Origin of the sequence: Paenibacillus sp. FSL R7-0345, assembly GCF_038595055.1 — a bacterium.
In the GTDB taxonomy this organism is placed as follows: Bacteria; Bacillota; Bacilli; order Paenibacillales; family Paenibacillaceae; genus Paenibacillus_AQ.
On record NZ_CP152002.1, the window covers coordinates 2,817,256 to 2,829,156 of the forward strand.

12 protein-coding genes and 2 pseudogenes are annotated in these 11,901 nt (G+C 43.8%); 12 read left to right on the forward strand and 2 right to left on the reverse strand.

Annotated features, from left to right (window positions below; translation table 11 throughout):
* Positions 1-5: 5 nt before the first annotated feature.
* The 5 genes from NST84_RS11770 to NST84_RS11790 all read left to right on the forward strand — a co-directional run bounded on the left by NST84_RS11770 (position 6) and on the right by NST84_RS11790 (position 3,539).
* Positions 6-656 (forward strand): DUF1775 domain-containing protein, encoded by a 651-nt coding sequence (locus NST84_RS11770; protein WP_342565751.1) that lies wholly within the window; start codon positions 6-8, stop codon positions 654-656.
* A 277-nt stretch (positions 657-933) separates the two neighbouring features.
* The gene (locus NST84_RS11775) at positions 934-1,365 is read left to right on the forward strand and encodes an SMI1/KNR4 family protein (protein WP_342565752.1); all 432 of its coding nucleotides are present in this window, start codon (positions 934-936) and stop codon (positions 1,363-1,365) included.
* Between the two features lie 790 nt (positions 1,366-2,155).
* Positions 2,156-2,431: a hypothetical protein gene (locus NST84_RS11780; RefSeq protein ID WP_342565753.1), complete on the forward strand. Its 276-nt coding sequence runs from the start codon at positions 2,156-2,158 to the stop codon at positions 2,429-2,431.
* Between the two features lie 73 nt (positions 2,432-2,504).
* Positions 2,505-2,960 carry a hypothetical protein gene (locus NST84_RS11785; RefSeq protein ID WP_342565754.1) on the forward strand — a complete coding sequence of 152 codons (456 nt, stop codon included), beginning with the start codon at positions 2,505-2,507 and terminating at the stop codon, positions 2,958-2,960.
* A 225-nt stretch (positions 2,961-3,185) separates the two neighbouring features.
* A complete protein-coding gene (locus tag NST84_RS11790) occupies positions 3,186-3,539 on the forward strand; it encodes a hypothetical protein (RefSeq protein ID WP_342565755.1) in 354 nt (117 codons plus the stop codon).
* Between the two features lie 73 nt (positions 3,540-3,612).
* On the opposite strand, the gene NST84_RS11795 is transcribed toward NST84_RS11790, so the two are convergent.
* Positions 3,613-4,716 (reverse strand): PRK06851 family protein, encoded by a 1,104-nt coding sequence (locus NST84_RS11795; RefSeq protein WP_342565756.1) that lies wholly within the window; start codon positions 4,714-4,716, stop codon positions 3,613-3,615.
* Between the two features lie 358 nt (positions 4,717-5,074).
* Here NST84_RS11795 and NST84_RS11800 point away from each other — a divergent pair, with 358 nt between their 5' ends.
* The 7 genes and pseudogenes from NST84_RS11800 to NST84_RS11830 all read left to right on the forward strand — a co-directional run bounded on the left by NST84_RS11800 (position 5,075) and on the right by NST84_RS11830 (position 9,711).
* Positions 5,075-5,470: a DUF4440 domain-containing protein gene (locus NST84_RS11800; RefSeq protein ID WP_342565757.1), complete on the forward strand. Its 396-nt coding sequence runs from the start codon at positions 5,075-5,077 to the stop codon at positions 5,468-5,470.
* Positions 5,471-5,481: 11 nt separating this feature from the next.
* Positions 5,482-6,147, forward strand: a complete 666-nt coding sequence (locus tag NST84_RS11805) for a hypothetical protein (RefSeq protein ID WP_342565758.1) — start codon at positions 5,482-5,484, stop codon at positions 6,145-6,147.
* A gap of 62 nt (positions 6,148-6,209) precedes the next feature.
* Positions 6,210-6,627 (forward strand): annotated as a pseudogene (locus NST84_RS11810) (DUF2441 domain-containing protein).
* 37 nt (positions 6,628-6,664) lie between these two features.
* A pseudogene (locus tag NST84_RS11815) lies at positions 6,665-7,147 on the forward strand (DUF2199 domain-containing protein); the annotation flags it as partial.
* 610 nt (positions 7,148-7,757) lie between these two features.
* Positions 7,758-8,471 (forward strand): hypothetical protein, encoded by a 714-nt coding sequence (locus tag NST84_RS11820; RefSeq protein WP_342565759.1) that lies wholly within the window; start codon positions 7,758-7,760, stop codon positions 8,469-8,471.
* A 34-nt stretch (positions 8,472-8,505) separates the two neighbouring features.
* Positions 8,506-8,922 (forward strand): hypothetical protein, encoded by a 417-nt coding sequence (locus NST84_RS11825; protein WP_342565760.1) that lies wholly within the window; start codon positions 8,506-8,508, stop codon positions 8,920-8,922.
* 288 nt (positions 8,923-9,210) lie between these two features.
* On the forward strand, positions 9,211-9,711 hold the full coding sequence (locus NST84_RS11830; protein WP_342565761.1) for a hypothetical protein: 501 nt from the start codon (positions 9,211-9,213) through the stop codon (positions 9,709-9,711).
* A gap of 317 nt (positions 9,712-10,028) precedes the next feature.
* Here NST84_RS11830 and NST84_RS11835 read toward each other — a convergent pair whose 3' ends face one another.
* Positions 10,029-11,891, reverse strand: coding sequence for a CotH kinase family protein (locus tag NST84_RS11835; RefSeq protein WP_342565762.1), 1,863 nt, complete (start codon positions 11,889-11,891; stop codon positions 10,029-10,031).
* Between the last annotated feature and the right edge of the window lie 10 nt (positions 11,892-11,901).

Here is an 11,901-nt window from a genome sequence, read left to right on the forward strand (position 1 = left end):
TTAACTTGAATAAACTGCTTCGTAAACTAATGACACTCGCTGCCCCTATGGCAGCTGCACTATCCCTGTTCGCCGCTGTAGCAAGCGCCCATGTAACCGTATCACCGGCTGAATCCACCACAGGCGCTTGGGAAACCTATACACTGAAGGTGCCATCTGAAAAAGACGTCGCTACCACGCAGATTGACCTGCGCATGCCGGAAGGTGCCGAGTTCAAACAATATGAAACGACGCCCGGCTGGACTGTAACCGTTGAAGGCAACAAAGTCAGCTGGATCGCATCCGGCGACGGCATTCTGGCCGGCCAGTTCCAGCGCTTCTACTTCACTGCCAAGAACCCCGACACCGCAGGCGACATCGCCTGGGATGCCTACCAGCACTATGCTGACGGCAGTCTGGTGCAATGGTCCGGTGAAGAAGGCAGCGAAAGTCCGCACTCGATCACTGAAATTGTCCAGGCCGCAGGCGGCAGTGACAGCCACTCCCATGGTGGAATGGACATGGGCTCCGGCTCGATGACGATGGATGAGCATGAGGCGATTATGGAAAATGCGGAGTCGGGCAGTACCTCACCGATGGTCTACATTACCCTTGGGATTTCCCTGCTGGCCTTCCTGCTGTCGGCGGTTGCGCTGCTGCGGGGGAAGAAGGAGTAGGCGGTTTAGGAAAACTGGATAAACGGTTAACAGACTTTTGGGAAACAGCGGAATAATGGTGAAAAGAGAAGTAACTGCGGATGGCTTTGTCCTGTACTGGGATGGGGTGTCCGCAGTTTTTTGTTGTGTATATGGTTAAATATGTCTACATTAAATGTAGAGAAGAGCAAGACTGCGTATTTCACTTGGATGCCTATTTTGAGGAGGAGCTATGATCAGGGATATTATTTCTACAATAAGACGTTTGGAAAGCTGTAAACTGTTGCCTCCTGTAGGAATGCCGGAAATATTGAATCCGAATCACCGGCTGCCGGCAGACCTGCTGGAGTTTTATTCGTTATGCGGCGGGGCAGTTCTGTTTGAAGGAGCTGATTATGACATTATCATCGTACCGCCAGATCAGCTCGTGCCTGCCAATCCGGTCATACTAGGCGAACAATTCGAAGAGGACAGGACTTCATCCTGGTACATTATTGGAGATGCCGGGAATTCGGATTATTTAACTATAGATTTAGCAACCGGACGGCTCGGAAAGTGCTATGAAAGCTTCCATGAAACCCACGGATTAATCGGCGACTGCCCGGTAATTGCCAAGTCTTTTACGGATTTGTTGCAGTGTCTGCTTGCCAATCAGGGCGGATATTTTTATTGGCTGGAAGATGAGTTTGTCTCTTTGGGGGATGGTTACGACGGTGTGGGTGAGGACTAACCTATGACTGTGTAGAGAAAAGATGCCGGAAAATCGGAGTTCTACCAACGGGTATCAGAAGTACTTGATGTTTTTGAGATTGACATTGAGCAGGTTGGCATTCTCAGATCCAAAATGCATGTTCTAAATACATTTTATGAAACTAATTATTCCGGTGTAGAATAAGAAATTAAAGATAAAATTATGATCCTGCATATTGATTTCTTTGGTGGGATGAATTTAACAGCACGCGACTTCGAAGAAAATAAACATTTAGCGGCACAACTTACAAGTGATATCAAAGATATAAGGAAATTATTAAATAATGAGGTGAAAAGTGAGAGACATTAAATTTGAAGGAGCGTTTGAATGAATTCCATAATCTTTCGATGCAGGTATGTCGGGTTTCTAATTCTGTTGATATTATCTTTTAAATTACTCTCAGTTACGCAAACTGGGCCAGGATGGGAAGTTCCCACTTTTGTCTTTGATGAAATTAGAAATATTCAGACCAAAATGAGCTTTCTATATTTAGTAGAAATTGTTTTAATCATTTACGACTTCGTTAAGAAAAACAAACCGGGTATCTTGAGCCTCATTTTGTACATCCCGGCTGTACTGCTGTCTTTTATTATTTATTCCTACGGGTCAGAACAGGTGATCTTTAATTTGCAAGGAGATGCCCCTCTTTTATCGGCACTGGTATCTAATTCTCTATTTATTGGCGTCCCGATAGCGTGTTTGTTGGCAGGTACACTTACATATCTTCGCTGGAGGCGTCATTTGAAGTATAGAACAGGAGATTTAAATAATGAGTGAAATTAAAGTGTATTTTCTAGAGGATACAGAACTGGCAGAGTACGAGGCTGTGAACAAGGGTTTTCGATTAGATGTCTATGTGAAAATAGCGGATGAGCTTTTTAATGTAGCAGTTTACGATATTGTGCGTCTTCAACAGGATTTGGAATTAGAAGTTGAGAACTACGGATATTATTCCGTGGACCCCAACCTAATTTTGGTCAGTGAAGTTAATAAAGATAAGATAGTGCACACAATAGAAAATCTATATAAACAGAATTACTTTTAGAAAATTAAACCTGTTAATGATAGGAAGCTAAAAGATTATTTTGGCTAGTAATAATTGAGTGGGAGGATGAAATATGTCCATATCCGCATGGATTGATATTCATTTAAGCGAACAGAGTAGCACCAATCTATCAGCCCAGGACTTAATTAAGCAGTTTGTAAAAGAAGGCTGGGATTACGTCAACCATAACGGAGAAGTCACATTTCTGCCTTTAGGGGATGGAGACCATTTTAACTGGCAGAGTGAAGTTATGAATAGCGCCTGTATCTTGAATATCATCGAACTGAAACAGGCACAACAAGAAATCGTGGGCATCCAGTTGTTACGGAGGGATTCGGACATCGGATGTGACATGCTGTTGTTTAACGCAAATCATATAGGATTTAGTTTATCGATAGCCAGAAAAAGTGTTGAAAATCAAGGTGAGATAGATATGACTGATTTTAGCTGGTACCTGGAAAGAGTATTGCCGGTTTTTAAGTATGCCGGGTTGCAGGTTGAGCGGGTACAGTGTGAACAAACGGTCTGAAGAACTTACATTTGGTGCGGAGGAGGAGAAGAATGCCAAGATAGGGATGATATTTTACGGACAAAGTAATGGTATGGAATGATTTAGTGGTGCCCGAGAGTATGAGGGGATTTTCATGAACTACTGCTGACTGAGGAAGAGTATGATGACATGATTAAAGCGCAGTGCTTGAAATATGAAATAAATATTTAAGCAGCACTAACACTGGTCGGGGGGGAATCAAACATGAGCAGATACAAAGATTTAATATCAGATTTTTATAAAATACAAAAGGGGTTCGGTTACTTAACTTCATTTAATTTAACGCGTGGTACAGAGTTAGAAGAATTCCAGATGTCTCTACAAATTACCCTAGCCAAGTCAACTTTTGATTACGACGAACAATTATTGATAACCTTTACGGGAGTAAAGGATCTGGAAATAGGACATCTACCGGGATTAATAGGTTGGTCATATTTTGATATCACGGATATTTCTAAAGACCAGCTGGAGGATATAAGATTCAAGGTCTTTGAATACGAAAATAATATTTTTAGTTTATATTGCAAACAGATTACATTTGAAATCACAAAGGGATAGTCTCAAAAAACTCTGTTCCAACCTTAGGTAATCGAAACAGAGTTTTTAAAGCGGTTATCTTACGTTCAACAAATCAATCTCCCCGGACAGCGCTCCACTCCACCAGCTCACTACGCACACGGTCCGTCAGCTCATCCACCACACGGAAATCCATGGCTGTGACATAAATCTTTTCTAATTGATCCCGGTGTACCTTCGCCTCGGCCAGGGCGGCTATTGCATCCTTCATTTGGGCTTTATATTGTGTGCTTACTTCGGCCAGCGGTCCGGCATAACGCTCATCTGTTCCTGATGCGACAAGGGTTTCGTACGTATCAATGATTACGTCTCCTTCACGGTCCGGAAAATATTCATGCGGACTCGTGCTGTCGAAGATCGCAAAACCAAGCTCACGCACAATAACCATATCCAGACTATGGGGATCGAAGCCGCAATGATAGATTTCCGTATCGAGGCCGCGGTTCTCCGCTTCGGCTGCAATCTTTTTGAGCATGGTGGATTTGCCTGTTCCGGCCCGGCCCTTGATGAAAAACCGTTTCGCCAGCCCTTCGGTCAAATTAGGTACAAAATCAACCGCCCCGGCAGGTGTCGCTGCTCCCAGGAACCGGTGCTTAACGACAGCGCTTTTGGAAAGGTGCGTTTCACCAAAAAGCTGCTCCAGCATCCCGGCTGTTAATTGATCCGCTTTGTTAAAGTCCATATGCTCAAAGTAAATCTTTTCCCACTCATCATGAATCTTTAAAGCTTCCGCAAATCCGCTGTACGCAGCTTTATAGGATTCCGCAACCCGCTGATTGATCTCGCCGATGATCTCCCTTTGGGCAATGAGTGCTCTCGAATCCCAAGCCGCGCCTAAATTTACATATTCCTCAACCGCTCCTGGAGCCTTGGGTTCAATGATATGAGGTGCGGTGCCGTCAACAATGCCTACGCTTAGCGCCGGAATAATGACCGCGTCGATGGAATCCTTATCTGATGAACAGTGGATCAGCTCAATATCGTACCCCTGTTCCGCCCACTCCGAGCCAATCGCCTTCATTAGAGATGATTTTCCGGTACCAGGACCGCCTTTCAGTATAAAGATCCGCCGGAGTCCCTGAAGATTCGATTCGAACAAATTAAAGAAACCAAGAGCTGTATTACCGCCTGCAAAATATCTTAAAATCCTTGCAGCCATACCTCCACTTCCTTCCCGTTGTTCGCCTGCTAGGCTATAACCATACAGTATGCGTCAGGTATTTGTAAGGTGTCTAGTGGCCAAGCAGTTGTCATAATCCACACCTCAAGCACACCGACCACCCCTGCAACAAGAAAAATAGGCTCCGTCTCCTTAGAATCAGTCAGCGTTTCCGAAAGCTTAATTAAATTCTCCATCGTGGTGTTAGTCTAGGAATGGATTTTACAAGGAAAAATAAGATATTAACAAAGCATGGCTGAATAGTATTATTGCTTTAAAATATCGATATGAGGCAATCATTATCTGTAATTTTGAACATATTTCTAAAAGTAGACGGGGATGCTGGGAGATTAATAGGATGGAGACGAAAAACGTTGATTTGATCCGAAGAGAACTATTAACACTTGAAGAAAAGTTACTAACAGGGGAGATACGTACTTCAGTAGAAGAACTCACAACTTTGCTTGCAGAGGAGTTCTTCGAAATTGGAAGTTCGGGTAAAGTGTGGCGCCTAAAAGACGGGATCGGCATAAATGGAATAGGTGTTGTTAAGATGCATCTAAGTGATTTTGATATTCACCCATTATCTGAAAATATAGTTCTAACAACGTATAAAATATTCAATGAAGAAAAAGAACAACATTCACTACATAGTTCAATATGGAAATATGAAAATTCTAAATGGCGAATGGTATTTCATCAAGGCACACCAAGCGCTGAAGAGAAGAAGCGAGGGGAAGCACGCCTATTTTAAAGGAGTTCGATTTGGATATCCCATATTCTAGTATGGGAACCATAGAGGATTATGAAGCAACCTGGAAACCAAAAAGAATTCAATTTCGGGATCACGTGCGCTGTGTTGCTTCGTTATTTAAAAGATATTTTGAAAAATTCAAAACCTCTGATTCATGGAAAGTCTTAATTGAATGTGTGGATGAAATAACTGAACCTGGGGTAAGAGTTTATTCGGGTGTTTGTACAGTTCAAGTTCAATTTCACGTAGACACCTTCTTTTCCATGAATGATCTCGAAAAGAAAGAAACAACATTGGATTTGATGAGGAAAGGTATATACACGATTATTTCTGAAGAGGGCTGGAATGAAGCTCCTTTTGAGAAGGCTTTCGAGCAAGTGATGGCCGTAAAGTTAGTGAATGAATGGTTTTGGAAAAAGCCCCTGCTAAGCTCTGATCGAAAATATAAAGCAAGTCTATATATTGTTCATGAAGTAACTGTTGTAAAAGCTTATCTAATTATCTTAAACAAAAATAATAGAGAGGTTCTGCGATTGGAGGCTTTTAAAGAGCGTCCCAATGAATGGAACTATGCACGTTATCTTGGCAAGCTAGTATGGTTATCACAGAATGAGGTAGTTCTGTTTAATAAAAATAATGAAACTGTCAGGAAAGCGACTGTATCTTACGAGGAGTAGCTACCTTTTGACTACTGCAATATGCCGAATCTACCTATGTAAACATTTAAGGGGGCAGGTTAATGCAAGAAAGAGAATTGTATGCTTATCACCTTGTAACTAAGGGTGAAGACTTCCTTTATATTTTGGAAAGTCATATTAGTAATGATGGATTGAAGCTAAATAAAGAGAATGCAGATGTCGCTATGAAGTATGTAGGGCAAACTATCCGGGCTATTAGAGAAGTAATCGTTGAAATGGTAAGAACTGTTTGATTCTTACCATCGAAAGGTTTTGCAGATAGTGAAGCTTCGGGTTATCGGGACTATATTTGAAGGGGACGGTAGTCTTTTACCAAAGGAAGACGGTACTCCTTTCTCCAAAAAAATCGAACAAGCCAAAGAATATTGGCAAGGCAATAAAAATAATGAACTTCCCGAGTTGCTGATTAATGGAAGGATTGAGGTAGTAGAAATTGTTGATGAATTTGCTTATTCTTAATAGTTTAGGAGTTTAACCGACTTACGGGAGGTGCTGAGTGAACACAATTAATGGATACACCTGCAGTTGCTGTGGGGAATATCGCAATGACCTTCCATTCAGCTATGGAACAATTGCTCCGGCTTATTATGAATACGCCCCTGCTAATGAGCGGGAAGAAAGGTTTGAGCTGAGCGAAGATTTATGCGTAATGGACAATGAGAACTATTTTATCCGCGGGTGTATTGAAATTCCGGTAATCGGGACTGAGCAAAAGTTCATTTGGGTAGCATGGGTATCATTAAGTATTGCGAATTTTGAAAAAGCACAAGAGTATTGGGATAGGCAGGAATTGTTGGAGCCAATGTTTGGATGGTTTTCATCGGTTCTCCCCTGTTACCCTGACACCTTAAATTTAATGGCGAAGATTCATTACAGGCAAGGTATTAGTCCATACATAGAACTCGAACCAACAGAACATCCGCTGGCGGTAGAAATGATTGATGGTATTACTGTTGAACGAGTGCAAGAAATAGCTGAAGGTTTTTGTGAAAATAATAAAGGCCACCTGTGGCCAGCTGATGATTTACAAAATGTAGCTGTCATTACCCTAGAGAAGATCCTGAACAGAGAAAGTCCCGTTTTATATGTAACCCATGATGCGGAGGATGGTATGTGGCAATTTCTTGATGGTGACGAGGTGAATGTAGAAGACGCGCGCTTGTTATCATTAATGGAGATGGTCAACCTTGATTCATCGCTAGCTCAACTTTTTGATCTTCCTCAAGGCTGGATGGCGTGGAGAGATAACGAAGAGAGTAAATGGTTCAGAGAACCTAAATAGTATTAGCCAATGAGCTAACAGGAATCGTTAGTTGAACGACAACAGCGGCAGTCTGAGACGTTAATCAAAGGGTTTTACTCTGTCGCTGTCTCATTTAATAGAATGGTATAGCCTTGTTTTATCCGCTAGCTATAGTAAGGGGTGTTTGCTTTTTGAGAAAATTTAGTTTTGTCACAACAAAAGAATCAGAGGAGTTTTGTGAGTTGGTCCAAAGGTCATGTGGTGGGAAAGAGAAGGTAATCCAACATTAACGCTTAGGCCGTATCCCAAAAAGGGAAAAAGTAACGTTGATCAATGAGATCACCATTTGGAGGATGATAAAGCTACTATGGATATAACTAACCTCTCTGCTGACAAAGTACTTTTTTCTAGTCCAGTTGAAGAAGAGATAAGCTTCCTTGCATGCACTAATGATGAAGTTTTTATTGCAAAGACTTGTATTAGAAAAATTGATTTTAACGGAAATGTAATCGGGAGTTCTGATAAAGAAATTAGAAGCAAATCTGTATGGAAAGTAAATCATAAAATAGATGTAAAACAGGAAATGATCCAAAATGGAGAATTTGATATACATGATATTTATCTAACTGAAAATTACCTGTATTATGTAAAAATTATTGATGAGGATAACGATGGGCTGCTGCTTGAAAATGATTATCTTAACGGAGAAATGTGGAGAGTACATAGAACAACGTTTGTTAATGATTTCTGTTTCAAAGTAACTCCTTTTTATTTTCACCGGTTTTTATCGGCAAATGATGCTTATGTCGTCTTTGTCTCTGAAGACCGGGTTCCTGATATTACTGAAATAGTCTTTTACGACTTGGCTGCAAAAAAGTATGCTGTATTCAATAATAGGTATGAGAAGAATTGGTACGATTATAGATTAGTAAATAACCAATATGGGGAGCCGGATTATTTTATCTATAAAAAAGTGGCAGACAAAAGGTCCGAACAAGATCTGTCTGATGTGCAGATGCTTAAATGGAGTGAGTTAATAATGCAACTGCAATGGGAGTAGATTCGTTCGATATCAGCGGTAATAAGGAGGTTTTATGAAGACGAGAGTGGAAGAGATCACGAGTTCACTTGATACAATTAGCAAAGAAATAGTTGTACCGCTGAGAGGGAAGGTTATTAACGAGACAGCATTCGGCAAGCTACTTGAGTTAATGGATGAACTGCAGGAATTACTGTGCAACGAAAAGCTTATACCGAAAAGACTGGTTGAGATATTATTTCATATATACACACAGCTTGATATGCAAATCGGTTATGTAAGGACAGAAGAGGTGAAAAAAGAATTCATTGCTTATCTTGCTAAAATGAGAAGCAAAATGAGAAAAATCTTTGGTGAGAGTATGCAACAGAATCCGGGCGTAAAGGAACTCTCAGTTGAAGATATTATGGAAAGTTCGGGTATTACTGATTTGCAAGAATTAATTGATGAATTAAAGAAATTATATGACTAATGGAGCTTAGCAGGAGCATGTCAAATATATGTCTTGTCTGTGGTTACGACAAATTATATGAACCTCCTGTAGACGATAGAGGTTTTTCATCCGATGAGATCTGCCCGAGCTGCGGATTTCATTACGGATATGATGACGATGATGTAAGGGATGGAATAAACGTATACATGGTGTGGAGAGAACAGTGGGTAAGTGGAGAATGTTTGTGGTTCTCTAAAGGGAGGCAGCCATCTGGTGACTGGAATCCGATACAACAACTACTCAATCTCAATCTAAGAAGGTCTCTAAATGAAAAAAAGAAATATAATTAGGCTATTGTACATCCTAGTTTCTGCTCTATTGCTTTCAATAATATTAGTTAAATACGCTTCATTAGAAAGACGGATATTACTGTTTGAGCTGTTTGGTGGATTGTTGGTCCTATATGCGTTGACTGTGGAATTACCGTTATCCATCATTCGCCATAAACAAGGAATAACTAAGGCATGGAAAAAGACGGTGCTATTTCTTGTAGATGCGTTTGCCGTTTTGTTGATCTTTGTAACAGCTCTGAATACGTATCTGTTAACAAAAGATATTATCACAGGATATCGGGAGGCAAATGTAGCTGCATTAAGCCGTCAGTCAGAGTACCGCTCCATGGACACAGTTTTGGTTGATGATGAGGGTACGATCAGTACATATAAGTTAGCCCCGGGATACGTTGAGGTACACGCTGGTAAACATTATACTGTAAGGATTTTTCGAAATTCAGAGATAATAGTGCCGGTTGATGAAGCTGAATTGTAGTTGCGGATCGGCAGTCTGATACTAAGTGGAAAATCGTCATCTAATTCTTGATAAAATAATGGTAAAAGGATATTAGGTGGAAAAAAGACACTTAATTTCACCGTTTTTGCATTGAAAGGGGTTTGTAGTCAAAACTAAGTGCCGATTTTCCAACTATTGATGTGAAATGTTAAGAAATCATAAAATTAAGTAGCAAAAATCCAATTAGATGTGCGGGCAAAGGCCTGAGTAGAGGAAAAGTGAACAAATAACCCCCAGACGCTCTGCCGTCTGGAGGTTATTTGGATTTATTAAGTATTGCATTCTAACTGTGCTGTCTACAGCCGCTTCCGCTTATAAAATGTAACGAACGCTGCAGCGAGGAGGAGCACAACAATCGCAACGCCAGTTGTGATGGCTTCACTGGTGCTGCCTTGCTGCTGGGCGTTGCCTGGTGCGCCGCCGAAGTCGCCGCCACCAAAGCCGCCGCCCATGCCGCCTCCGCCGAAGCCACCACCGCCAAAGCCGCCGGCCATGTCCCCGCCGGGGCCGTTGCCGCCCTCAGGGAGTGCCGGGCCGCCCATGGCGCCCGGCGCTCCGCCCTGGCCGCCGTACTGTCCGGCCGGCCAGCCTTGCCCTTGCGCGGCATCGCCTTGAGCCGCCGCGCCGTTGCCCTGCGCGGCCGTCGGCTCGCCGCCGCTCTGTCTTTGCGCGGCATCGCCTTGAGCCGCCGCGCCATTGCCCTGCGCCGCCAGCCCGTCAGCGGCGCTCTGCCCTTGCGCCGGCACCTGGCCCTGCGTTGCCGCGCCGTTGCCCTGCGCGGCCGCCTGCCCGCCAGCCGCACCGCCACCCGGCGCGCCGCCAAACCCGCCGGCACCGCCCATACCTGCGCCGCCGCCCATGCCGCCGCCAAAGCCGCCCATGCCGCTGCCGGAGCCGTCGCCGCTTGCGGCGATGGTGCCGTCGAGCTGGCCGGAGACACTCGCGGCCATCGTCGACATGAAGGTCTTCACGGACTGGACGCCGCTCTCATATTGCTCAAAGGTATAGAAGGCGGAAGGGTCAGCCTTCACATAGCTGGAGATCATGGCATCAAGCTCATCCATCCGGGCCTGGAAGGTGTCGTCCTGCAGGTAACCGTCAATCATCTGCTGGATAATCGCATGATATTTTGCCTTGTACTCGTCATTTGCTAATAGCTTCGCAACCAGCGGACGCTCGGCGAGTGCGCCTTGGGTCGGCTCGTCAATCAGGACGTCAGAGCCGCCCATGCCGCCGAAGGCCATGTTGTAGTCCCACGGCAGGATCGAGAAGACGCCGTCATCCTCGTACAGGTAATAGTTCTGCTTGTTGCTGCCGAGATAGCTGTCCATATTGCCGGTTACGGCATTTAGGGCAATGTAGCCGAGCGCGGCATCGACGTTGATGTATTTTTCATAGTCGGTGCCGTTATTCAGCTCATTTAGCATGTCGACCAGAATATCATCGTTCGATTTCTCCGACTTCATCTCAAGTCCGGTATAGAGGGAAGCATCGTCACCGAGCCAGGTCAGATCGCTGCCTTGGCCGGTCATAACCCCTTTATACAGTGCGCCGTAGGAGTTGCCAAAGTTGCGTTCCAGATAAGCATCACCGATCTGTTCCACCGCGAGATAGAAGCCCTTCAGCTCATCGTTGACATAAATGTTAACGAAGGAGTATTTTGGCGTCGGCAGGCCCATGGATTCGGCTAGCTCATAGGTGAGGAACTCCCGCATATAGGAAGCGTCACTGTAATTGTTGTTGAGATTGATCTTGGTAATCCCGAACAGATTCTGATTCACATACTCGTCAAAAGAAATCTTGAAGCTGTAACGGTCCGAATCGCTCATCTGCACGACACTGCGCAGGCTTAGGTTACCTTTGGTCCGGATACCGATATTGTCCATTTTGATCCCGTTATATTCAACCGATGCTGCTTTGTATTCCTCGGCGCTGGCATTGTCCAGCATGTCCTGGAAATCGTCCGGGTCAATGGTGATACGAACATCGACAACCTTGTCCTTCGGGAACACATCCGTATCCAGACTTTGCTCGTCGTTCGATACTACCCGATCCTGGGTGTCTGCCGCAGTATTATTATCCGGCTGACACCCGGCCAGAGCGGCAGCCAGCAGCAGGCAGCACACCATCAGGAGGAACGGCTTACCTCTTGCTTTCATCTCGGCACCG